Genomic DNA, 22,385 nt, shown 5'->3' on the forward strand with positions numbered 1-22,385 from the left:
GAAAAGCGCTGACAGCCCCACAGGGACGAGCAAACCGGGGTCTTTGGGCCAGCCTGCCCACCCACGGATGGGCCCGGGGCGGGCGGTCGCTCGCCTCCCCGCCCCGGCTCCGTGTCCGGATCAGGACTCCGGGGTGGACCGCTTGCGCCGGCTGAGGACCCGCCGCACCGGCGCGGAGACCGTCCCGACCGCCCGGCCGGCCGCGGTGCCCACCGCCGTACGGGCCGCCCGCACCGCGTCGGAGATCCGCCACCACAGCTGCGCCGAGGACGGCGGCAGCAGCAGCGCCCTGGTCCGCCCGGCCCGGCCGGCGGTCGCCCGCAGCCCGCGCCGCACGGTGCGGACGTCGGCGGCCAGCGGCTCCGGGGACGGCTGCCCGGGCGGGGCGTAGAGCACCCGCTCGGTGGCCAGCGCGAGCCGGCCGGTGGCCGCCGCCGAGTCCTCGTCCAGCCGCGCCTCCTCGGTGATCCGGCGGGCCGCCGAACGGGGGGTGCGTGACTCGTCCGGGGGAATTCCGAGGTCCCAGGCGGAGTCGATCAGCTCGTCCCAGGCGGCCAGCACCTGGGCGTCGGTCAGCTCCGCCGGACGGCCCCCGCCGGGCCCGCGCCGCCCGCCGCCGCCCAGCCGGCGACGGCGCACGGCGGTGCGCCAGAGCATCGGGACGAGCAGCAGTGCGAACAGCGCGAGCACCGCGGCCAGGGTGCCGAGCACCTGGCCGGAGAGCAGCCAGGACTCCTCGGCGGCCTCGGCGACGGCCTTGTCCTTGGTGCCGCACTCACCGAGCTGGCGCTGCTTGGCGGTGCAGTCCGGGGCGGCGCTCGGCGCCGGGGCGGCCGCGGTGGGCTGCGGGGCGGCGGTCGCCTGCTGGGTCGGCGCGCTGGTCGGGGCGCTGGCCGGCTCGGTGTAGCGGGCCGGGACGCCGCGGCTCGGGGTCGGCTCGAAACGCAGCCAGCCGTAGTTCGCGAAGTACAGCTCGGGCCAGGCGTGGTACATCCGGCCGGTCACCGAGTAGACGTCGCCGCCCTTGTTGTCGCCGGGGGTGAAGCCCACGGCCACCCGGGCCGGGATCTTCAGCGCCCGGGCCATCGCCGCCATGGTGGAGGCGTAGTGCACGCAGAAGCCCCGGCGGTCGCGCAGGAAGACGGAGATGGCGTTGCTGCCGGTGCCGCCGCTGACCGTGGTGTCGTACGTGAAGCCCGGCCCGGTGAACCAGTCGACCAGCGCCGTCGCCCGGTCGTAGTCGTTCTGCGCGCCGGCGGTGACGGCCCTGGCCTTCTCGGCGACCACGGCGGGCAGGTCGGACGGGACGGCGGTGTAGCGGTCCCTGATGTCCTGCGGCGCGGTGGCCGCGAGGCGCAGCTCGGCGGCGGTGGGCCGCAGGTCCAGGGCGCTGACGTGGTAGCGCAGTCCCCGGATCGCCTTGTCGTTGGCCGGCAGGACGGTACGGGTCAGCGGATCGAGCTTCCAGTCGCCCCGGTTGGGGAGCTGGACGGCGGCGGCCGGGTACGGCATCGGCAGCCAGCTGCCCTCCAGCCGGTCGCTGACCTGGAAGTCGCCCTCGATCCGGGGGACCTGGGCGTTGCGCAGGCCCTCGGGGGTGGGCAGGGTCGCCGGGAGGTCGCTGACCGTGGTGCTGCCGAGCTTCCAGTTGGTGCCGTCGAACTGGTCGAGCGAGCCGGTCCGCAGGTAGATCTGGTCGGCCAGCGGGCTGTCCAGGGTGTAGGTGAGCAGTTCCGCGTCGGTGGGCTTGGTGATCGCGGCCTCCAGGCTGACCAGCGGGTCGAGGCTGGTCGCCAGGCTCCCGCCGGAGCCCTTGCCGTTCGCTCCGGCGGGCCCGGAGTGCAGCAGCCCGAAGCTCCAGTGCGGCAGGACCACCGGCAGCAGCAGCGCCACCGCCAGGGCCAGCACGCCGACCTGCCGCCCGCCCGGGCTGACCCGGGCGGACTCCGCGGAGCCGCGGGCGCCGCCGTGGAACACCCGGCCCCAGCGGGAGACCCGGTCCTGGCCCTCGGCGAACAGCAGCAGCAGGTAGCCGGCCGCGGCGGTGGCGAACCAGACCCAGCTGCCGTGTTCCCCGGCCAGGGCGTTGCCGACCGAGTACAGCGCCAGCAGCGGCAGGCCGGCCAGCGCCGAGCGCCGGTAGGTCACCGCGACGGTGTCGACCGCGACGGCGATCAGACCGATCGCCGAGACCAGGATCAGCCGCAGTCCGGGGGTGGGCGGAGCCGGGATGGCGTACTGCTGTATGTCGTCCAGGCCGGAGGCGAAGACGTGGTCCAGGACCCGCATCGTGGCCGGCCCGGGCAGCACCCCGCCGGAGCCGGCGAAGCCGAGCAGCATCAGCAGGAGCAGCGCCAGCAGCTGCCCGACCGGCACCGTCCAGCGGTACAGCGGGGAGCGGCGCAGGCCGGCGCCGAGCGCGGCGATCACGGTGATCACCAGGGCGGCGTGGGTCAGCCAGCTCCGGTTGGTGAGCAGCGGCATCATGCACAGCGAGGCGAGGGCGGTGGCCAGCGCCGAGTAGACGGTCAGTTTGGCCCGGGTGGTCACGCGCCGGCCTCTTCTCGGTAGGGGGCGGTGGTCCTGCTGCCGTCGGCGGCCCGCCACAGGTCCGGTACGGAGTCCCCGGCGCGGACCGGGATCACCGTCCAGCCGGACTCGCGCAGCTGCCGGACCCGGGCCTGGAAGTCGTCGCCGCCGGTGTCCGGGGCGAGCATCCGCAGGCCGGCCCAGGTGCCGGTGTCCAGCAGGAAGGCGATCGCCCCGCCGGCGCGGCTGCGCAGCCGGCCCAGCCGGGTGGCCTGGGCGTCGTCCAGCTCGCCGAGGACCGCGATCAGCAGGCCCTCGCCGCCGGTGCGCAGCGGGTCCTCGGCGCGGGAGAGGGTGCCGCCGTCGGAGAGGTCGGCGACGGCGAGGGCGTCCAGGATCAGTCCGGAGGCGTCGGCGGTGCCGTGGCCGCCGCCCGCGCCCGGCCCGGGCACCGACTGCCCGGTGTCGGTGAGCAGCCGGGTCTGGTAGCCGCGCTCCAGCAGGTGCACGGCGACGGAGGCGGCGCAGCTGACCGCCCACTCGAAGGAGGAGGCGGGGCCGCTGCCCCGGTGGGCGATCTCCCGGGTGTCCAGCACGACGCTGGCCCGGGCCTGCTGCGGCTGCTCCTCGCGGCGCACCATCAGTTCGCCGTACCGGGCGGTGGAGCGCCAGTGCACCCGGCGCAGGTCGTCGCCGGGCCGGTACTCGCGCAGGATCACGTCGTCGTCGCCGGCCAGCGCCAGGGTGCGGCTGTGGCTCTCGCCCTGGCCGATCCACTCGCCGCTGAGCCGGACCGACTGGAGCGCCTGGACCTGGGGGACGACGGTGAGGACGTCGGAGGCGGTGAAGGCGCGGGTGACCTCGCACATCCCGAAGGGGTCGGACAGCCGCAGCTGGAGCGGCCCGAGCGGGTAGCGGCCGCGCAGGTCGGAGCGGACCCGGTAGGAGACCTCGCGGTGGCCGCGCGGCTCGACCCGGTCCAGCACGAAGCGCGGGCGCGGCCCGAGCACGTACGGGACCTTGTCCTCCAGCAGCAGCACCCCGGTGGGCACCCGGGAGACGTTGTCGACCCGCAGGTGGACCCGGGCCTCCTGGCCGGCGACCGCCCGGCGGGGGCTGAGCCGGCGTCCGCTGGCCACCCGGTAGCGGGTGTTGGCGACCACCACCACGGCGACCAGCGGCAGCGCGGCGAGCAGGACGCCGACGCGCAGCAGGGCGTCCTGGTCGAGCAGGTAGGAACAGACCACCGCGGTGAACCCGGCGGCGAGGAAGGACCGCCCCCGGGTGGTGAGACCGCGGAACCCGGCCCGCAGCCCCGATGCGGAGTCGGACTCGGCCACCTCAGCCCCTCCGGACGGCCGGGCCGCCCTGCGGGCGCGGCAGCGGCAGCCGGGCGACCAGGTCGGCCACGATCTGCTCGGAGGTGCGGCGGCTGAGCTGCGTCTCGGCGGTCGGCATCAGACGGTGCGCCAGGACCGGGACGGCGAGGCGCTGGATGTCGTCCGGGGTGACGTAGTCGCGGCCGTCCAGCGCGGCGGCGGCGCGGGCGGCCCGGACCAGGTGCAGGGTCGCGCGCGGCGAGGCGCCCAGGCGCAGCTCGGGGCTGGTGCGGGTGGCGCCGACCAGGTCGACGGCGTAGCGGCGGACCGGGTCGGCGATGTGCACGGTGCGGACCAGGTCGATCAGCTTGAGGATGTCGGAGGCGTGCGCGACCGGCTGGAGGTCCTCCAGCGGGCTGGCGCCGCCGTGCACGTCCAGCATCGCGAGCTCGGCCTCGGGGCTGGGGTAGCCGATCGAGATCCGGGCCATGAAGCGGTCGCGCTGGGCCTCCGGGAGCGGGTAGGTGCCCTCCATCTCGACCGGGTTCTGGGTGGCCACGACCATGAACGGCGAGGGCAGCTCGTAGCTGGTGCCGTCGATGGTGACCTGGCGCTCCTCCATCGACTCCAGCAGTGCCGACTGGGTCTTGGGCGAGGCGCGGTTGATCTCGTCGCCGACCACGACCTGGGCGAAGATCGCGCCCGGACGGAACTCGAAGTCGTGCCGCTGCTGGTCGTAGATGTTGGTGCCGGTGACGTCCGAGGGCAGCAGGTCGGGCGTGAACTGGATGCGGCGCACGGTGCAGTCGAGCGAGCGGGCGAGCGCCTTGGCCAGCATGGTCTTGCCGACGCCGGGCACGTCCTCCAGCAGCAGGTGGCCCTCGGCGAGCAGGACGGTCAGGGCGATCCGGACGGCCTCCGGCTTGCCCTCGATCACGCTCTCGATGTTGCCGCGGACGCGGTCGACGACCGCGGCGAGCTCGGGGAGCCCGACCGGCCGGTACCCGTTCGCCCCCTGCTGCCCGCCCCCCGCGGGACTCCCGAGTCCGGCCTGGTCCTTGTAGCTCGTCACCCGTTTACGCTCCCTGGCACCCTGTGCCCGCCCCGTCCCGAGGCCGGACCCCACCCCATGCTTGACGCGGCCGTCCCGGGGGCGGTTCCGAGGGGATCCGGCGCCGGGAAGGCGGCCTGCGGCCTGGCCGCCCCAGGTGGTTCGGGGTCCGACCGGCAGGCGCATTCTCCCTCGTGCGACGACCGGAAGTCACCATGCGGCGGCACCCGAATGCCCGGACGCCCGGACGCCGTCGGCCGGGCGGGGGTCGGGTGGGAGGGCTCAGTCGATCTCGCGCAGCAGACCGGTGTGGACGTCGAAGACGAAGCCGCGGACGTCGTCGGTGTGCAGCAGGAAGGGGGAGGTGCGGACGCGCTGCATGGACTGGCGGACGTCGCCGTCCAGGTCGACGAAGGCCTCCACCGCCCACTGCGGGCGCTGGCCGACCTCCAGTTCCAGCTCGCGGCGGAAGTCCTCGGTGAGCCCGAGCAGGCCGCAGCCGGTGTGGTGGATCAGCGCGATCGACCGGGTGCCGAGGGCGCGCTGGCTGATGGTCAGGGACCGGATGGTGTCGTCGGTGACGACGCCGCCGGCGTTGCGGATGACGTGGGCGTCGCCGAGTTCGAGGCCGAGCGCCGCGAACAGGTCCAGGCGGGCGTCCATGCAGGCCACCACGGCGATCTTCTGCACCGGGCGGGCGTCCATGCCGCCGTCCCGGAAGGTCACCGCGTAGGCGCGGTTGGCCGTGACGAAGCGGTCGATGACGGTGGGTCTGGCAGGTTCGGCAGCGGCGTTCGGCGAGGGCCGGTCGGGTGTCACTGTCATGGTGGCGACGTTAGTGCGGATCCGGCCCGCGCGGTGGGGCGGAGAGCTACAGAACAGGGCGCTGTGATCGAGTGCATAGCCACAACGGGAGGGTTTGTCCGGGCTGGTCCCGGAGCGGCCGCACGCGGTGGCGGGCCAGGGGGCGCGCGCCCGTCGCCGAAGGCCCCCGATCCGTACCGCCGCCGTACCGCGCCGACGGCCGCGACCTGCGGTGATCCGTACCGCCGCCCGGGTGGTGCGCCGGAGCGGACCATTGACTGGCAGGGTCCGCGCGATAGAGTTTGCGGCGCAGTGGAGCACACCCGCCGGGGCCCGTCAACCGGGCCTTCCCGGCCGGTGCGGCCGGTCGACGCGGTCCGTGGCCTCCACCCGCTCCGTGCCCACCTGGCGCACCTTCCCCGGCGCCGGGCGGTCACGACCTTCCCCTCGAGCGGGCGGGGACCACGGGCCGCTTCGTCGTGCCGGGGCACGGTGGGCGAGAATGGTCGCAGCTCCCGGACGTCGGGCTGCTCCGCACCGAGGAAGGGCGCCACCGCGCATGACCACCAACGAACCGGGCCCCAAGCACGTTCCGGTGATGCTCCAGCGGTGCGTGGACGCGCTGGCCCCGGCGATCTCGCGCCCCGGCGCCGTCGTGGTGGACGCCACCCTCGGCCTCGGCGGGCACAGCGAGGCGCTGCTGACCCGGTTCCCGGAGGTCCGGCTGGTCGCGGTGGACCGCGACCCGGCGGCGCTGAAGCTGTCCGGCGAGCGGCTGGCCCCGTTCGGCGACCGGGCCACCCTGGTGCACGCCGTCTACGACGAGATCCCCGAGGTGCTGGAGCGCCTGGGCATCGACCGGGTGGACGGCGTCCTGTTCGACCTCGGCGTCTCCTCGATGCAGCTGGACGAGGCGGACCGCGGCTTCGCGTACGCCCAGGACGCGCCGCTGGACATGCGGATGGACCAGACCCGGGGGATCAGCGCGGCGGAGGTGCTGAACACCTACAGCCACGGCGCCCTGGCCCGGATCCTCAAGGTGTACGGCGAGGAGCGGTTCGCCGGGAAGATCGCCTCGGTGATCCTGCGGGAACGGGAGAAGGAACCGTTCACCAACAGCGCGCGTCTGGTCGAGTTGGTGCGCAACGCCATTCCGGCGGCGACCCGTCGGACCGGCGGGAACCCGGCCAAGCGGACGTTCCAGGCGCTGCGGATCGAGGTCAACGGCGAGCTGGAGGTCCTGGACCGGGCGATCCCGGGGGCGCTGGACGTCCTCGCGGTCGGCGGCCGGATCGTGGTGATGTCCTACCAGTCCCTGGAGGACCGGCTGGTCAAGCAGTACCTCGCCGCCGGTGCGACCAACACCGCTCCGCCGGGGCTGCCGTTCATCCCGGAGGAGCACCAGCCCTGGCTCAAACTGATCACCCGCGGTGCCGAGCTGGCCACCGAGGAGGAGATCGAGGAGAACCGGCGCGCCGCGCCCGTACGGCTGCGGGTGGCGGAGAGGATCAGGGACCGAAGCAAGCGGAGCTGACGAACCGGCCCGGCGGGGTCCGAAGGGCGGAGGAGAGCGGTGGGGCCGGTGGCCGGTGAGGTCCGGGCGGGGCGGGGAGGACTCCCCGGGCAGGGCAGGGCGCGGATCACGGTCCGGCCGGGCAAGCGTCCGGTACGGGGGCGTACCCCGTTCGCGGTGCTCATCGTGGTGCTGCTGGCGGCCGGGCTGCTCGGCCTGCTCGCGCTGAACACCGCGCTCAACGAGGGCTCCTTCGAGCTGTCCCGACTGCAGAAGCAGACCACCGTGGCGACCGACGAGCAGCAGGGCCTCCAGCACGAGATCGACCAGAGCTCGGCGCCGGACGCGCTGGCCAGGCGCGCCGCCGAGCTGGGCATGGTCCCGGCCGGCGGGATGGCCTTCCTGGACGTCCCGAACGGCGGCAAGGTGGTCGGCACCCCGGGCCCGGCGCAGGACAGCCCGCCGGTCAAGCGCTCCACGGCCGAGCCGTGGCCGACCAGGGCCCAGTCCGGCGCGGCCCAGCCCGCCGCCGGGCCGTCGCCGACCGCGCCCCAGCCGGGCGGCGCCCCGTCGCCGGCCGCACCGCCGCCGGCGCCGACCCCGGCGGCCTCCGCCGGTGACTCGGTGATCCAGCTCAACCCGGTCTCGCCCGCCGCGGCCGCCAAGCCGAGCGGGGGTGCGGCCCGATGAGCGGGTGGAACGAGCCGACCAGCAGAGGGTGCGCGGTGTGCGAAGCGCCCGCCGAGCGCGGCGAGGTGGTCGCATGAGCACTCCACGTCAGCCCTCCGGAGGTTCCAGCGGGTCCGGCGGCGGCAACGGCCGCCGTCCGGTGCCCCGGGGCGCCGCGCCGCGCGCGCAGTCCGCCTCCGGCCGCAGCCAGCCCGCGAAGGGCCAGCCCGCCAAGGGGCAACCGGCCAAGAGCCAGCCTGCCAAGGCCCAGCCCGCGAAGGGCCAGCCCGCCCGCAGCCAGTCGGCCAAGGCCCAGCCCGCCAGGTCGGCCTCCGCCGGCCGCACCCCGCGGGCGCCGCAGCAGCGCCGCCCCGAGGGACGCCCGCCGGCCCGCGGCCAGGCGCCGGTGCGCCCGAAGAGCCGTCCGCCGCTGCGCCCCAGGGCGCTCAAGCTGGCCGACCCCAGGCGCCGGCTGCGGGTGATCGGCGTGGTGCTGTCGCTGGTGCTCTCCGTCTTCGCGGGCCGCCTGGTGCAGCTCCAGCTGGTGGACGCCGACGCGCTGGCCGCCGACGCCAACACCAACCGCTACCTGAACATCCCGATCACCGCCGAACGCGGCTCGATAACGTCCTCCGACGGCGTCGCGCTGGCGGCCACCGTGGACGCGTACGACATCACCGCCGACCCGGCGATGTTCACCCCGGAGGCGACCGGCATCCCGGACGCGCCGGAGCAGGCGGCCGCGCTGCTGTCGCCGATCCTCGGCGTGCCCAGGGAGAGGATCGCCGCCGACCTCCACACCCCCAAGAGCCGTTACAAGCGGCTCGCGGCCCAGCAGACCCCGGCCGCCAAGAAGCAGATCAGCGACCTCAAGTCGGGCCTGGAGAAGCAGGCCGGCTCGCGGGCCTGCCAGGCCCAGAAGAAGCTGCTCGGCAAGCCCGCCGACCAGGGCGGGCGCACCCGGGTGGACAACGAGTGCGCCAACCCGCTGGCCGGGGTGTTCAACCGGGAGACCCAGAAGCGGATCTACCCGGCGGACGGGCTGGCCGCCAACCTGGTCGGCTTCGTCAACGCCGAGGGCGAGGGCGCCGGCGGCCTGGAGCTCCAGTACCAGAAGCTGCTGGCCGGCAAGGACGGCCACAGCAGCTACGCCCAGTCGGGCGGGCGGCTGGTGCCCACCGCCGGCGGCTCGATGGAGCCGGCCGTGCCGGGCAGCGACGTCAAGCTGACCATCAACCGGGACATCCAGTGGGCCGCCCAGCGGGCGATCACCGACCAGGTCGCCAACTCCGGAGCGGAGAAGGGCTACGTGGTGGTCCAGGACGTGAAGACCGGTCAGGTCCTCGCGATGGCCACCGCGCCCGGCTTCAACCCGAACGACCTGAGCCTGTCCAAGCAGGCCAACCTGGGCAACCCCGCCCTGGCCGACGCGTACGAGCCGGGCAGCACCGCCAAGCTGATGAGCATGGCCGCCGTCCTGGACTCCGGCAAGGCCACCTGGGACACCAAGGTCACCGTGCCCAACCGGCTGGTCCGGGCCGGGCAGCAGTTCAAGGACGACGTCGACCACGACACCTGGTACCTGACGCTGGCCGGGGTGCTGGCCAAGTCCTCCAACATCGGCACCATCGAGGCGGTGGAGACCCTCGGCGGCGGCGACCAGGTGGAGGCCAACAAGGTCCTGGACGGCTACCTGCGCAAGTTCGGCGTGGCCGAGCCGACCGGCCTGGGCTTCCCCGGGGAGACCGCCGGGAAGCTCAAGAAGCCGGAGGACCTGGTCGCCTCGGAGAAGTACAACATCTCCTTCGGCCAGGGCCCGATGCAGATGAACGCGCTACAGGCCACGTCGGTCTACTCGACCATCGCCAACGGCGGGGTGCGGGTCGCGCCCAGCATCGTCCAGGGCGTCACCGACCCCGACGGCAGGTACAAGCCGAGCAGGCCGGGGGAGCAGACCCAGGTGGTCAGCCCGGAGACGGCCAGGACGCTCACCTCGATGCTGGAGTCGGTCGTCGACGACGAGCAGGGCACCGGCGGCAAGGCCGCCATCCCCGGCTACCGGGTCGCCGGCAAGACCGGCACCGCGAACCGCGGCGCCGCCAACGGCGTCGGCTACGACGGCTACACCGCCTCCTTCATCGGCTTCGCCCCCGCCGACGCCCCCCGCTACACCGTCTCCTGCACCCTCCAGGGCCCGGTCAACGGCCACTTCGGCGGCCAGCTGTGCGGCCCGGTGTTCAAGCAGGTGATGGAGTTCACCCTGAAGACCATGCAGGTCCCGCCGAGCGGCAGCCCGGCTCCCAACCTGACCGTCGACTGGAAGCCGTGAGCGAGCGATGAGCAATGAACCGGCGGGGCCGGAGCACGGCGCGGCGCGGGGCCGGTTTGGCCCTGGACACCCTTCGGCGGATAGCCTTCGCGCCGTGCCGAAACCCGATCAAACCACCGTGAGTCCGCCCCGCCCGACCGGGACCACCGCCCTGCCGCTCGCCGAGCTGGCCGCCGAACTGGGCCTGCCGCCCGTCGAGGGCGGCGCCGTCAGCGGCGTCACCCACGACTCCCGCGCGGTCCGTCCGGGCGACGTGTACGTGGCCTTCCCGGGCGCCAACCACCACGGCGCGGCCTTCGCCGCCAAGGCCGCGGAGTCCGGCGCGGTGGCGGTGCTCACCGACCCGGCCGGCGCCGAGCTGGCGGCCGGTACCGGCCTGCCGCTGCTGGTCGTCGACCGGCCGCGGGCCGTCATGGGCGAGCTGGCCGCGGTCGTCTACGGCCGTCCCTCCCGGCGGCTGCTGATGATCGGGCTCACCGGCACCAACGGCAAGACCACCACCTCGTACCTGGTCGAGGGCGGCCTGCGCGGCGCCGGGCGCGGCCCGGGCGTGATCGGCACCGTCGAGATGCGGGTCGGCGAGGAGCGGATCAAGAGCGAGCGCACCACCCCCGAGGCCACCGACCTGCACGCGATCCTCGGCGTGATGGCCGAGCGCGGCGCCGACGCGGTGACCATGGAGGTCTCCAGCCACGCCCTGGTCTTCGGCCGCACCGACGGGGTCGCCTACGACGTCGCGCTGTTCAACAACCTGACCCCCGAGCACCTCGACTTCCACCCGGACATGGAGGACTACTTCCAGGCGAAGGCCCGGCTCTTCCAGCCCGGCAAGTCCCGCCACGGCGTGGTCAACCTGGACGACGAGTACGGCCGCCGGCTCGCCGCCGAGGCCAAGATCCCGGTGACCACCTTCTCCGCCACCGGCGCCGCCGAGGCCGACTGGCGGGCCGTGGACGTCCGGCTCGGGCCGGTCGGCTCCACCTTCAGGGTGCTGGGCCCGGACGGCGCCGAGGCCGACGCCTCCGTGCCGCTGCCCGGTCCGTTCAACGTCGCCAACGCGCTCGCCGCGATCACCGTGCTGGTCGCCGCCGGGCTGCCGCTGGAGCGCGTCGTGGCCGGTGTCGCCGCCGTCCCCGGCGTGCCGGGCCGGCTGGAGCGGGTGGACGCCGGACAGCCGTTCGTCGCCGTCGTCGACTACGCGCACAAGCCGGACGCCCTCAGGGCCGTCCTCGCCTCGCTGCGCGAGGTCACCGAGGGCCGGCTGCACGTCGTGGTCGGCTGCGGCGGCGACCGCGACCCCCACAAGCGCGGCCCGATGGGCGACATCGCCGCCCGCCTCGCCGACACCGCCCTGCTGACCAGCGACAACCCGCGCAGCGAGGACCCGTTGGCGATCCTCGCCACCATGCTGACCAGCGCCGCCGCGGTGCCCGAGGCCGAGCGCGGGGCCGTCCTGGTCGTCCCCGACCGGGCCGAGGCGATCGGCCTCGCCGTCGCCCGCGCCCAGGCGGGGGACACCGTGCTGGTGGCCGGCAAGGGCCACGAGCTCGGCCAGTACGTACGAGACGAGATCCGCCCCTTCGACGACCGGGAGGTGCTGCGCGAATCCATCGCGCAGACCACGGCCGCGCGGGGCGACCGAGGAGTAGAGCAGCAGTGATCGCACTGACCCTCGCCGAGGTGGCCGCCGCCGTCGGAGGCACCCTGGACGGCGCCGACCCGGACGCCCTGGTCACCGGCCCGGTCGAGATCGACTCGCGGAAGGTGAGCCCGGGCGGCCTGTTCGCGGCCTTCGTCGGCGAGCACGTGGACGGCCACGACTACGCGGCCAGGGCGGTCGAGGACGGCGCCGTCGCGGTGCTGGCCTCCCGCCCGGTCGGCGTGCCCGCCGTCCTGGTCGACAGTGTGGTGGAGGCGCTCGGCAGGCTGGCCCGCGCCGTGGTCTCCCGTGCCGAGGGCACCACCGTGGTCGCGCTGACCGGCTCGGCCGGCAAGACCAGCACCAAGGACCTGATCGCCCAGCTGCTCCAGCGGCTCGGCGAGACCGTCTACCCGCCCGGCTCGCTCAACAACGAGATCGGCCACCCGATGACCGCGCTGCGGGTCGAGGACGGCACCCGGCACCTGGTCATCGAGATGGGCGCCCGGCACAAGGGCGACATCGAGTACCTCACCTCGATCACCCCGCCCCGGATCGGCCTGGTCCTCAACGTCGGCACCGCCCACCTCGGCGAGTTCGGCTCCCAGGAGGCGATCGCCGAGGCCAAGGGCGAACTGGTCGAGGCCCTGCCCGCCGACGGCGCCGCCGTCCTCAACGCGGACGACCGGCTGGTGCGCGCGATGGCCTCCCGGACCAAGGCGAAGGTGGTCCTGTTCGGGGAATCCCCGGACGCCCACGTACGGGCCACCGACGTTCGCCTGGACGCCACCGGGCGGCCGTCGTTCACGCTCACCACCCCGGCCGGTTCCGCGCCCGTGCAGCTGCGCCTGTACGGTGAGCACCACGTCTCGAACGCCCTCGCCGCCGCCGCGGTGGCGGTGGAGCTCGGGATGTCCGTCGACGACACCGCGGCAGCCCTGGGCGAAGCGGGTGCGCTGTCCCGCTGGCGCATGGAGGTCGTCGACCGGGCCGATGGTGTCACCGTCGTGAACGACGCCTACAACGCGAACCCCGACTCGATGCGGGCCGCGCTGCGGGCGCTGGTGTCGATGGGGGGCCGGGGCCCGGAGCGCCGCCGCACCTGGGCGGTGCTCGGCGAGATGCGGGAGCTCGGCGAGGAGAGCCTGGCCGAGCACGACGCCATCGGGCGGCTCGCCGTCCGGCTGGACGTCACCAAGCTGGTGGCGGTCGGCGGACGCGAGGCGGCCTGCATGGAACTCGGCGCGAGGAACGAAGGTTCGTGGGGTGAGGAGTCGGTGCTGGTGTCCGACGCGGACGCGGCGGTCGAGCTGCTGCGCAGTCAGCTTCGGCCGGGGGATGTGGTCCTGGTGAAGGCTTCCCGTTCGGTGGGGCTGGAGAAGGTGGCCGAGGCCCTCCTGGCGGACGGTGTGGCCGAATAATGAAGCAGATCCTGTTCTCCGGGATGATCGGTCTCATCCTGTCGCTGCTCGGCACCCCGGCGCTGATCAAGCTGCTCGCGAAGCACGGCTACGGCCAGTACATCCGGGACGACGGCCCCAAGGCGCACCACAGCAAGAAGGGCACGCCCACCATGGGCGGCATCGCCTTCATCCTGGCGACCCTGATCGCGTACTTCGCCACGAAGGCGATAACGGGCGAGAGCCCGACCGCCTCCGGGCTGCTGGTGCTCTTCCTGACCGCGGGCCTCGGCCTGGTCGGCTTCCTGGACGACTACATCAAGGTGGTCAAGCGCCGCTCGCTAGGCCTGCGGGCCAAGGCGAAGCTGGCCGGCCAGTCGATCGTCGGCCTCGGGTTCGCCGTCCTGGCGATGCAGTTCCCGGACGACCGCGGGCTCAACCCGGCGTCCCAGAGCCTGTCCTTCGTCCGGGACTTCAAGTGGGCGATCGGCCCGGTCCTGTTCGTCATCTTCGCGTACTTCATGATCGCCGCGATGTCGAACGGCGTGAACCTGACGGACGGTCTGGACGGCCTCGCCACCGGTGCCTCGGTGATGGTCTTCGGCGCCTACACCTTCATCGGCCTCTGGGAGCACACCCAGAGCTGCGCCTACGCCGTCACCGCGACCGCCAACTGCTACGACATCCGCGACCCGCTGGACCTCGCCGTCGTGGCCTCCGCCCTGATGGGCTCCTGCTTCGGCTTCCTGTGGTGGAACACCTCGCCCGCCAAGATCTTCATGGGTGACACCGGCTCGCTCGCCCTCGGCGGCGCCCTGGCCGGTCTGGCGATCTGCTCCCGCACCGAGCTGCTGCTCGCCCTGCTGGGCGGCCTCTACGTGATCATCACCCTCTCGGTGATCATCCAGGTCGGCTCCTTCCGGATGACCGGCAAGCGCGTCTTCAAGATGGCGCCGTTGCAGCACCACTTCGAACTCAAGGGCTGGACCGAGGTCCTGATCGTGGTCAGGTTCTGGATCATCCAGGGCCTCTGCGTCGCCGTCGGCCTCGGCCTGTTCTACGCGGGATGGGTGACCGGATGACCGACCCCGACCTGACCGGCCCGGCCAACCCGGACTTCGACGGCCTGCCGGTCGCCGTCGCCGGCCTGGGCGTCTCGGGCATCAGCGCCGCGCGCGTCCTGCACGGCCTCGGCGCCCGGGTCACCGTCGTGGACGGCGGCAGCGGGGCCGGCCTGGCCGCCCGGGCCGCCGAGCTGGAGGCGCTGGGCGTCACCGTGCGGCTCGGCGACGGCGCGAGCCTGCCCGAAGGCACCGAACTGGTCGTCACCTCGCCCGGCTGGGCGCCGGACAGCGCGCTGTTCGCCGCCGCCGAGGCGGCCGGGGTGCCGGTCTGGGGCGACGTCGAGCTGGCCTGGCGGCTGCGCAGGCCGCTGCCCGGCACCGGCGAGCCCGCCCCCTGGCTGGCCGTCACCGGCACCAACGGCAAGACCACCACCGTCCAGATGCTCGCCTCGATCCTCACCGCCGCAGGCCGGCGCACCGCCGCGGTCGGCAACGTCGGGGTCTCGGTGCTGGACGCGGTGCTCGCCGAGGAGCCGTACGACGTGCTCGCCGTCGAGCTCTCCAGCTACCAGCTGCACTGGGCGCCCTCGCTGCGCCCGTACTCGGCGGCGGTGCTCAACCTGGCGCCGGACCACCTCGACTGGCACGGCTCGATGGAGGCGTACGCCGCCGACAAGGGCCGGATCTACGAGGGCAACGTGGTCGCCTGCGTGTACAACCTGGCCGACCCGGCCACCGAGGTGCTGGTCCGCGAGGCCGACGTCGAGGAGGGCTGCCGGGCGATCGGCTTCGGCCTCGGCGCACCCGGCCCGTCGAACTTCGGCGTGGTGGACGGACTGCTGGTGGACCGCGCCTTCGTCGAGGACCGGGCCAAGAACGCGGCCGAGCTGGGCGCCGTCTCGGACGTGAACCCGCCGGCCCCGCACAACATCGCCAACGCGCTCGCCGCGGCGGCGCTGGCCCGGGCGTACGGCGTCGAGCCGAAGGCCGTCCGGGAGGGCCTGCGGGCCTTCCGCCCGGACGCCCACCGGATCGCCGAGGTCGGCGTGGTCCGCGAGGTCACGTACATCGACGACTCCAAGGCCACCAACACCCACGCGGCGGCCGCCTCGCTGGCCGCCTACCGGCCGATCGTCTGGATCGCCGGGGGCCTGGCCAAGGGCGCGACCTTCGACGACCTGGTGCAGGGCGCGGCCGAGCGGCTGCGCGCGGTGGTGCTGATCGGCCAGGACCGCGCGGTGATCCGGGAGGCGCTGGAGCGACACGCTCCGGATGTGCCGGTGATCGAGGCGGCCGAGGGCCAGACTGGCGCGGTGGCGATGGCCGAGGTCGTTCGAACGGCCGAGTCGCTCGCCCGATCGGGTGACACGGTGCTGCTGGCACCGGCCTGCGCCTCGATGGACATGTTCACCAACTACGGCGAGCGCGGCGACCTCTTCGCGGCGGCCGTCCGGGAGCTGGCGGGCCCCGGGGAGTAAGCCGTCGGGTCACAGCGGCCCGGAGGCGAACGAGCCGTGGACAGGGAGAGCGGGGAGCGGTGGCGGGGCAGGGCAGAGCGGATTCCGGCGTTGTGAAGCGGGACGCCGCGGAGCCGATGAGGGTGATCTCCGCCACCACGACCAAGTACAAGTCGGCCGGTCCGCTGGCCCGGGTCCAGGCCTTCCGGGCCCGGGTCCGGTACTGGCTGGACCGGCCGCTCACCCCGTACCTGCTGGTCGTCGGCAGCACCCTGCTGCTGGTCGTGCTCGGCCTGATGATGGTCTTCTCGGCCTCGCAGATCCTCGCCCTGAACCAGCACCACACGGCGCAGTACTACTTCCTCAAGCAGCTGATCGCGGCCATCCTCGGCCTGGTCCTGCTGATCGGCTTCGCCTCCGTCCCGGTGGCGGTGCTGCGGGTGATCACCTACCCGGTGATGATCGGGGTGATCGGCGCCCTCACCCTGGTCGCCATCCCCGGCATCGGGGTGCGGATCAACGGCAACCAGAACTGGCTGGACTTCGGCTTCTTCCAGTTCCAGCCCTCGGAGTTCGCCAAGCTCGCGCTGGTGCTCTGGGGCGCCGACCTGCTCGCCCGCAAGCAGAAGGCCGGCACCCTCAACTCCTGGAAGCACCTGCTGGTGCCGCTGGTGCCGGGGGCCCTGCTGCTGCTCGCGCTGATCATGTTCGGCGGCGACATGGGCACCTCGATGATCCTGGTGGCCATGGTGTTCGCGCTGCTCTGGATGGTCGGCGCGCCGCTGCGGCTGTTCGTGGCCACCCTCGGGGTGGCGGTGGTGGTCTGCACCGCCCTGGTGGTCACCGTCCCGCACCGGGCGGAGCGGCTGAGCTGCATCGGCGTCTCCAAGATCGACCCGGAGGGCGCCTGCTTCCAGGCCCTGCACGGCGTCTTCGCGTTCGCCAACGGCGGCGGCTTCGGCACCGGCCTCGGCGCCGGCGTGGAGAAATGGGGCCAGCTGCCCGAGGCGCACACCGACTTCATCTTCGCCGCGACCGGTGAGGAACTCGGTCTGGTGGGGACGCTGTCGGTCCTCGGTCTCTTCGCGGCACTAGGCTACGCGGGTATCCGTGTGGCCATCGGTACGAAGGACCCCTTCGTCAGGTACGCCGCGGGAGCCGCCACCACCTGGATCATGGCGCAGGCCATGATCAACCTGGGGTCGGCGCTGGGACTGCTGCCCATCGCGGGCGTCCCGCTCCCGCTGTTCTCCTACGGCGGTTCCGCCATGCTGTCGGCCATGTCCGCGGTCGGAGTGCTGCTGTGCCTGGCACGCAGCACCTCGGGCGCGAAGGCGGCCCTGGCCGCCCGGAGCAAGAACTCCCGGATCAGGAGACAACTGGCCCGGGTGCTGCCACGACGACGAACCACAGCGCGCCCGGCCCCGGGGCCGGCACGCAGGGAGCGGTGAATTTCGGTGCATGTCGTACTCGCCGGCGGGGGGACCGCCGGTCACATCGAGCCGGCCATGGCCCTCGCGGATGCCCTCCGCAGGCACGACCCGTCCGTCGGGATCACCGCCCTGGGCACCGAGCGCGGACTGGAGACCCGACTGGTGCCCGAGCGCGGCTACCAGCTGGAGCTCATCCCGGCCGTCCCGCTGCCCCGCAAGCCCACTCCGGAGCTGATCACCGTCCCCGGCCGGCTGCGCGGTACCGTCCGGGCCGCCCAGGAGATCATCGAGCGGGTCAACGCGGACGCCGTGGTCGGCTTCGGCGGCTACGTCGCGATGCCCGCCTACCTGGCCGCCAAGCGGGCCGGGGTGCCGATCGTGGTGCACGAGGCGAACGCCCGCCCGGGCCTGGCCAACAAGATCGGCGCCCGCTACAGCGACTTCGTGGCGGTCTCGACGCCGGACAGCAAGCTGCGCGACTCCCGGTACATCGGCATCCCGCTGCGCCGGACCATCGCCACCCTGGACCGGGGGGCCGCCCGCCCCGAGGCCCGTCAGTACTTCGGCCTCGACCAGCGGCTGCCCACCCTGTTGGTGTCCGGCGGCTCCCAGGGCGCGCGCCGGCTCAACGAGACGGTCACCGCGATCGCCCCGCGGCTCCAGCAGTACGGCGTGCAGATCCTGCACGCGGTCGGCCCGAAGAACGAGCTGCCGCAGGTGGCGGACGTCCCCGGGATGCCGCCGTACCGCCCGGTGCCGTACCTGGACCGGATGGACCTCGCCTACGCGGCGGCCGACATGATGCTCTGCCGGGCCGGCGCCATGACGGTGGCCGAGCTGGCGGCCGTCGGCCTGCCCGCCGCCTTCGTCCCGCTGCCGATCGGCAACGGCGAGCAGCGGCTGAACGCCCAGCCGATGGTCAAGGCCGGCGGCGGTCTGCTGGTGGACGACGCCGAGCTGACCCCGGACTGGGTGCTCCAGAACGTGCTGCCAGTGCTCACCGACCCGCAGCGGCTCTGGGACATGAGCCGGGCGGCCGCCGAGTTCGGCCGGCGCGACGCCGACGACCTGCTGGTCGGCATGGTCTACGAGGCGATCCAGGCCCACCGCGGCGGCCGCCGCCGTGGCTGACGGCCGGCTCGCCGACCCGCTGGAGGAGGAGCTGGAGGAGGAGGAGTCCGCTCCCCGCCTCCGGCTCTCCCGGCGGGGCATCGTGGTGCTGGGCGTGTTCGGCGCCATGGTGCTCGGCGGGCTGGCCTGGCTGGTGTTCCTCTCCTCGGTCCTGGACGTGCGCAGTGTCGCCGTCCAGGGGACGAGCGACGACAAGCTGACGGCGGACCAGGTCCGCGAGGCGGTCGGCGGGCTCGGCCACGGGCCGCTGGCGCGCGTGGACCTGGACGAGGTCCGGCACCGGGTGGAGGGCATCCCCCGGGTGGCCGCGGCCGAGGTCTGGCGGGGCTGGCCGCACACCCTGCGGGTGAAGGTCGTCCAGCGCAAGGCGGTGGCCGCCGTCAAGGGGGAGGACGGCCAGTTCACCCAGGTGGATGCCGGGGGCGTGAGCTTCGCCACCGAACCGGCCCCGCCGGAGGGCGTCCCGGTGGTCGAGCTGCGACTCAGTCAGCAGGCGAACGACGTGGACGGGGTGATCTCCCGTCCGCAGCTGGTGCAGGGCGCGGTGGCGGTGGCCGCCGGGCTGCCGCCGGAGGTCGCCAAGCGGGCCGGCTCGGTGCTGGTGCACTCGTACGACGACATCGAGTTGCAGCTCAGCGGGGGTGTGACGGTGCGTTGGGGGAGTCCGGAGCAGATCGACCGGAAGGCCCGGGTGCTGGTCGCGCTGATGAACCAGAAGGGCACCAACTTCGATGTGACGGCGCCGGAGGCGCCGGCGGTGTCCGGATGATCCGGTAGGTTCTCTGGCTGAGGGAGGGGTTGACGCCTTGGAGTGTCGGCCCGACTCTTGGTGGTCACCCCCGGTTTCCTAAGCCGGCCGATGATCACATAGGCTCAAAAGAAAAAGGGAAGCTCGGCGTGTTCGTTGAAACACGTGCCTGGAGCCACCTAGTGTCCTGTGTCACCAGACTGTGTTTCCTGGTGATGTGACGGAGACACAGAACTAACCCTAAAGGTCAAGTTTAGGGTTGGGGTCGGCGGTCGGCATTTCGGACATTCAGTCAGAAACCAGGCTCCCTACCCATCGACATCCGTCGGTACGGCCCCGCTCCGGGTCGCACCGACCCGGAAATTCGAGGCGAGAGGCCTTCGACGTGGCAGCACCGCAGAACTACCTCGCAGTCATCAAGGTCGTCGGAATCGGCGGCGGTGGTGTCAACGCCATCAACCGGATGATCGAGGTCGGTCTCAAGGGCGTCGAGTTCATCGCGATCAACACCGATGCGCAGGCCCTCCTGATGAGCGACGCCGACGTCAAGCTCGATGTGGGCCGTGAACTCACCCGGGGCCTGGGCGCCGGCGCCAACCCCGAGGTCGGCCGCAAGGCCGCCGAGGACCACCGCGAGGAGATCGAGGAGGTCCTCAAGGGGGCCGACATGGTCTTCGTGACCGCCGGCGAGGGCGGTGGCACGGGCACGGGCGGCGCGCCCGTCGTCGCCAACATCGCGCGCTCGCTGGGCGCCCTGACCATCGGCGTGGTCACCCGTCCGTTCACCTTCGAGGGACGGCGCCGGGCCAACCAGGCCGAGGACGGCATCGCCTCCCTGCGCGAAGAGGTCGACACCCTCATCGTGATCCCCAACGACCGGCTGCTGTCCATCTCGGACCGCCAGGTCAGCGTCCTCGACGCGTTCCGCTCGGCCGACCAGGTCCTGCTCTCCGGTGTCCAGGGCATCACCGACCTGATCACCACCCCGGGTCTGATCAACCTCGACTTCGCCGACGTCAAGTCCGTCATGTCGGACGCCGGTTCGGCGCTCATGGGCATCGGCTCGGCCCGCGGTGAGGACCGCGCCAAGGCCGCCGCCGTGATGGCGATCTCCTCGCCGCTGCTGGAGGCCTCGATCGACGGCGCCCGCGGCGTGCTGCTGTCCATCTCGGGCGGTTCCGACCTCGGCCTGTTCGAGATCAACGAGTCGGCCCAGCTGGTCAGCGAGGCGGCCCACCCCGAGGCGAACATCATCTTCGGTGCGGTCATCGACGACGCGCTCGGCGACGAGGTCCGGGTCACCGTCATCGCGGCCGGCTTCGACGGCGGGCAGCCGCCGGCGATCGTCCGCGACCCGGTGGTCAAGTCCACCACCTCGGACCGCCCGGCCACCCCGCCGACCGCCCCGGAGCGCCCGGCCGGCCGCCCGTACGGGACCATCGGCTCGGTGACGTCGCGTTCGGAGGGCGAGTCCTCGTCCGCCGCGCCGAGCCGGACCGCCGAGACCCCGGCCCCCACGACCGCCGCCGCCCCGGTGCCGCCGCAGGTGCAGCCGGCCCGGCAGCCGTTCGTGGAGAGCCCGGCCGAGGAGCTCGACGTCCCGGACTTCCTTAAGTGATCGATCACTCGATCCGCGCGGGTGCTCACTTCGCCTTCACCTCCCGGTGGGGCGGGGTGAGCACTTCGCCGTACGGGGAGCTCAACCTCGGCGGCGCGGTGGGGGACGACCCCGGGGCCGTGCGGGAGAACCGGGCGCTGGCCGCCCGGCGGCTGGGGCTCGACCCGGCCGACGTGGTGTGGATGAACCAGGTGCACGGCGCCGAGGTCGCCGTGGTGACCGAGCGCCAGCCGCTCGGGGAGGCACCCGCGGTGGACGCGGTGGTCTCCGACCGGCCGCTCGCGCTGGCGGTGCTGACCGCCGACTGCACCCCGGTGCTGCTGGCCGATCCGGTGGCGGGGGTGGTGGGCGCCGCCCACGCGGGCCGGCCCGGGCTGGCGGCCGGGGTGGTGCCCGCGGTCGTCCGGGCGATGGTCGCACTGGGCGCGGAGCCCGGGCGGATCACCGCCGCCACGGGGCCCGCGGTCTGCGGCCGCTGCTACGAGGTGCCGGCCGAACTGCGCGCCGAGGTCGCCGCGGTGGTGCCGGAGGCCTTCGCCGAGACCTCCTGGGGGACTCCGGCCCTGGACGTGCCGGAGGGAGTCGCGGCCCAGCTGGCCGCGGCCGGGGTCAGCGAGGTGACGCGGTCACCGGTCTGCACCCTCGAATCCGCCGATCACTACTCCTATCGCCGCGAGCAGCGCACCGGCCGGCTCGCGAGCTACGTCTGGTTGGGCTCTGATCACTGATGACGAACGACATCTACGGACCGTTCCCCGGTAGCGCCGGGTTCACCGCGGCGCTGACGGAGGGCCAGCGGGCCCGGTACGAGGAACTCGGCACCAACCTCGACGTGGTCGAGCGCCGGATCGCGGACGCCTGCGCGGCCGCCGGGCGCGCCCGGAGCGAGGTCACCCTGGTCGTCGTCACCAAGACCTACCCCGCCGAGGACACCGCGCTGCTGGCCGGGCTCGGCGTGACGGACGTCGCGGAGAACCGCGACCAGGACGCCGCGCCCAAGGCGGAGCAGTGCAGAAACCTTCCTCTTGACTGGCACTTCGTCGGCCAGCTGCAGACCAACAAGGTCCGCTCGGTCGTCCGTTACGCGAACCACGTGCACTCGGTGGACCGGCTCCGGCTGGTCGGCTCGCTCTCCGCGGCGGTGCTCAAGGCGGAGCGTCCGGAGCTGGGCTGCCTGGTGCAGGTGGCGCTGGACAAGGCGTACGGGGAGGGTGAGCACCGGGCGGGGGTCGCGCCGGAGGACGTCGCGCAACTGGCCGACGCGATCGCCGACACGCCCGGGCTGCGACTGGACGGTGTGATGACCGTCGCTCCGCTGGCCGGTCCGCTGGCCGGGGACCCGGCCCGCGCCTTCGATCGGCTGGCGGAAATCGCATCCGCCGTACGGGCGGACCATCCGGCTGCCACCATGGTCTCCGCAGGGATGAGCGGCGACCTTGAGCAGGCGATTGCCGCCGGAGCGACACATGTGCGCGTCGGAACGGCGGTACTCGGAGTGAGGTCACCCCTCAGGTAACGTCACCGGGTAAGTAGATCAGACAGCAGGACAAAATAGGACAGAATCTAGCAGCTCTTCGGAGCGCTAGCGAACCGTGGATCGCAGCTCCGCGGCCCCCGCTCCACGCACTCTGACCGGCCGTCGGGCTGACACGCCGTCGTGGAAGGGCCACGGAATCCGCAG

The 22,385-nt window shown here is 73.4% G+C and carries 17 protein-coding genes; 13 read left to right on the top strand and 4 right to left on the bottom strand.

Annotated features, from left to right (window positions below):
* Positions 1–120: 120 nt before the first annotated feature.
* The 4 genes from ACZ7RU_RS02890 to ACZ7RU_RS02905 form a co-directional block, all read right to left on the bottom strand.
* A complete protein-coding gene (locus ACZ7RU_RS02890; RefSeq protein ID WP_470339168.1) occupies positions 121–2,550 on the bottom strand; it encodes a transglutaminase TgpA family protein in 2,430 nt (809 codons plus the stop codon).
* Complete coding sequence (locus ACZ7RU_RS02895) at positions 2,547–3,869, bottom strand: DUF58 domain-containing protein (protein ID WP_470339169.1); 1,323 nt, start codon at positions 3,867–3,869, stop codon at positions 2,547–2,549. Before ACZ7RU_RS02895 ends, ACZ7RU_RS02890 begins: the two co-directional genes overlap by 4 nt.
* Before the next feature lies 1 nt (position 3,870).
* Complete coding sequence (locus ACZ7RU_RS02900; protein ID WP_470339310.1) at positions 3,871–4,794, bottom strand: AAA family ATPase; 924 nt, start codon at positions 4,792–4,794, stop codon at positions 3,871–3,873.
* A 387-nt stretch (positions 4,795–5,181) separates the two neighbouring features.
* On the bottom strand, positions 5,182–5,724 hold the full coding sequence (locus tag ACZ7RU_RS02905; protein WP_470339170.1) for a beta-class carbonic anhydrase: 543 nt from the start codon (positions 5,722–5,724) through the stop codon (positions 5,182–5,184).
* Between the two features lie 538 nt (positions 5,725–6,262).
* On the opposite strand from ACZ7RU_RS02905, the gene rsmH reads away from it, so the two are divergent.
* The 13 genes from rsmH to ACZ7RU_RS02970 all read left to right on the top strand — a co-directional run bounded on the left by rsmH (position 6,263) and on the right by ACZ7RU_RS02970 (position 22,220).
* The gene (gene rsmH, locus ACZ7RU_RS02910) at positions 6,263–7,237 is read left to right on the top strand and encodes a 16S rRNA (cytosine(1402)-N(4))-methyltransferase RsmH (RefSeq protein WP_470339171.1); all 975 of its coding nucleotides are present in this window, start codon (positions 6,263–6,265) and stop codon (positions 7,235–7,237) included.
* A 156-nt stretch (positions 7,238–7,393) separates the two neighbouring features.
* Positions 7,394–7,906: a cell division protein FtsL gene (gene ftsL, locus ACZ7RU_RS02915; RefSeq protein ID WP_470339172.1), complete on the top strand. Its 513-nt coding sequence runs from the start codon at positions 7,394–7,396 to the stop codon at positions 7,904–7,906.
* Positions 7,907–7,979: 73 nt separating this feature from the next.
* Entirely contained in the window at positions 7,980–10,214 is a 2,235-nt protein-coding gene (locus tag ACZ7RU_RS02920) for a peptidoglycan D,D-transpeptidase FtsI family protein (protein WP_470339173.1), read from the top strand.
* 94 nt (positions 10,215–10,308) lie between these two features.
* Positions 10,309–11,874 carry a UDP-N-acetylmuramoyl-L-alanyl-D-glutamate--2,6-diaminopimelate ligase gene (locus ACZ7RU_RS02925; protein ID WP_470339174.1) on the top strand — a complete coding sequence of 522 codons (1,566 nt, stop codon included), beginning with the start codon at positions 10,309–10,311 and terminating at the stop codon, positions 11,872–11,874.
* Positions 11,871–13,274 carry a UDP-N-acetylmuramoyl-tripeptide--D-alanyl-D-alanine ligase gene (locus tag ACZ7RU_RS02930; RefSeq protein WP_470339175.1) on the top strand — a complete coding sequence of 468 codons (1,404 nt, stop codon included), beginning with the start codon at positions 11,871–11,873 and terminating at the stop codon, positions 13,272–13,274. The genes ACZ7RU_RS02925 and ACZ7RU_RS02930 overlap by 4 nt, the downstream gene beginning before the upstream one ends.
* Positions 13,274–14,335, top strand: a complete 1,062-nt coding sequence (mraY, locus tag ACZ7RU_RS02935) for a phospho-N-acetylmuramoyl-pentapeptide-transferase (RefSeq protein ID WP_470339176.1) — start codon at positions 13,274–13,276, stop codon at positions 14,333–14,335. The genes ACZ7RU_RS02930 and mraY overlap by 1 nt, the downstream gene beginning before the upstream one ends.
* Positions 14,332–15,795 (top strand): UDP-N-acetylmuramoyl-L-alanine--D-glutamate ligase, encoded by a 1,464-nt coding sequence (gene murD, locus ACZ7RU_RS02940; protein ID WP_470339177.1) that lies wholly within the window; start codon positions 14,332–14,334, stop codon positions 15,793–15,795. Before mraY ends, murD begins: the two co-directional genes overlap by 4 nt.
* A gap of 116 nt (positions 15,796–15,911) precedes the next feature.
* The gene (gene ftsW / locus ACZ7RU_RS02945) at positions 15,912–17,225 is read left to right on the top strand and encodes a putative lipid II flippase FtsW (RefSeq protein WP_470339178.1); all 1,314 of its coding nucleotides are present in this window, start codon (positions 15,912–15,914) and stop codon (positions 17,223–17,225) included.
* Positions 17,226–17,231: 6 nt separating this feature from the next.
* Positions 17,232–18,338: an undecaprenyldiphospho-muramoylpentapeptide beta-N-acetylglucosaminyltransferase gene (gene murG / locus ACZ7RU_RS02950; RefSeq protein WP_470339179.1), complete on the top strand. Its 1,107-nt coding sequence runs from the start codon at positions 17,232–17,234 to the stop codon at positions 18,336–18,338.
* Positions 18,331–19,107 (top strand): cell division protein FtsQ/DivIB, encoded by a 777-nt coding sequence (locus tag ACZ7RU_RS02955; RefSeq protein ID WP_470339180.1) that lies wholly within the window; start codon positions 18,331–18,333, stop codon positions 19,105–19,107. The genes murG and ACZ7RU_RS02955 overlap by 8 nt, the downstream gene beginning before the upstream one ends.
* A 364-nt stretch (positions 19,108–19,471) precedes the next feature.
* Entirely contained in the window at positions 19,472–20,704 is a 1,233-nt protein-coding gene (ftsZ, locus tag ACZ7RU_RS02960) for a cell division protein FtsZ (RefSeq protein WP_470339181.1), read from the top strand.
* Positions 20,701–21,432, top strand: coding sequence for a peptidoglycan editing factor PgeF (gene pgeF, locus ACZ7RU_RS02965; protein WP_470339182.1), 732 nt, complete (start codon positions 20,701–20,703; stop codon positions 21,430–21,432). Before ftsZ ends, pgeF begins: the two co-directional genes overlap by 4 nt.
* Positions 21,432–22,220, top strand: a complete 789-nt coding sequence (locus tag ACZ7RU_RS02970; RefSeq protein ID WP_387748959.1) for a YggS family pyridoxal phosphate-dependent enzyme — start codon at positions 21,432–21,434, stop codon at positions 22,218–22,220. The genes pgeF and ACZ7RU_RS02970 overlap by 1 nt, the downstream gene beginning before the upstream one ends.
* Positions 22,221–22,385 lie beyond the last annotated feature (165 nt).

It is taken from the genome of Kitasatospora sp. NPDC114501, from assembly GCF_055633695.1.

Excerpts from the sequence above, each read along its gene's own strand:
- ACZ7RU_RS02905 (WP_470339170.1), bottom strand. The coding sequence starts at position 5,724 with ATGACAGTGACACCCGACCGGCCCTCGCCGAACGCCGCTGCCGAACCT.
- rsmH (WP_470339171.1), top strand. The coding sequence starts at position 6,263 with ATGACCACCAACGAACCGGGCCCCAAGCACGTTCCGGTGATGCTCCAG.
- ACZ7RU_RS02920 (WP_470339173.1), top strand. The coding sequence starts at position 7,980 with ATGAGCACTCCACGTCAGCCCTCCGGAGGTTCCAGCGGGTCCGGCGGC.
- mraY (WP_470339176.1), top strand. The coding sequence starts at position 13,274 with ATGAAGCAGATCCTGTTCTCCGGGATGATCGGTCTCATCCTGTCGCTG.
- murD (WP_470339177.1), top strand. The coding sequence starts at position 14,332 with ATGACCGACCCCGACCTGACCGGCCCGGCCAACCCGGACTTCGACGGC.
- ftsW (WP_470339178.1), top strand. The coding sequence starts at position 15,912 with ATGAGGGTGATCTCCGCCACCACGACCAAGTACAAGTCGGCCGGTCCG.
- ACZ7RU_RS02970 (WP_387748959.1), top strand. The coding sequence starts at position 21,432 with ATGACGAACGACATCTACGGACCGTTCCCCGGTAGCGCCGGGTTCACC.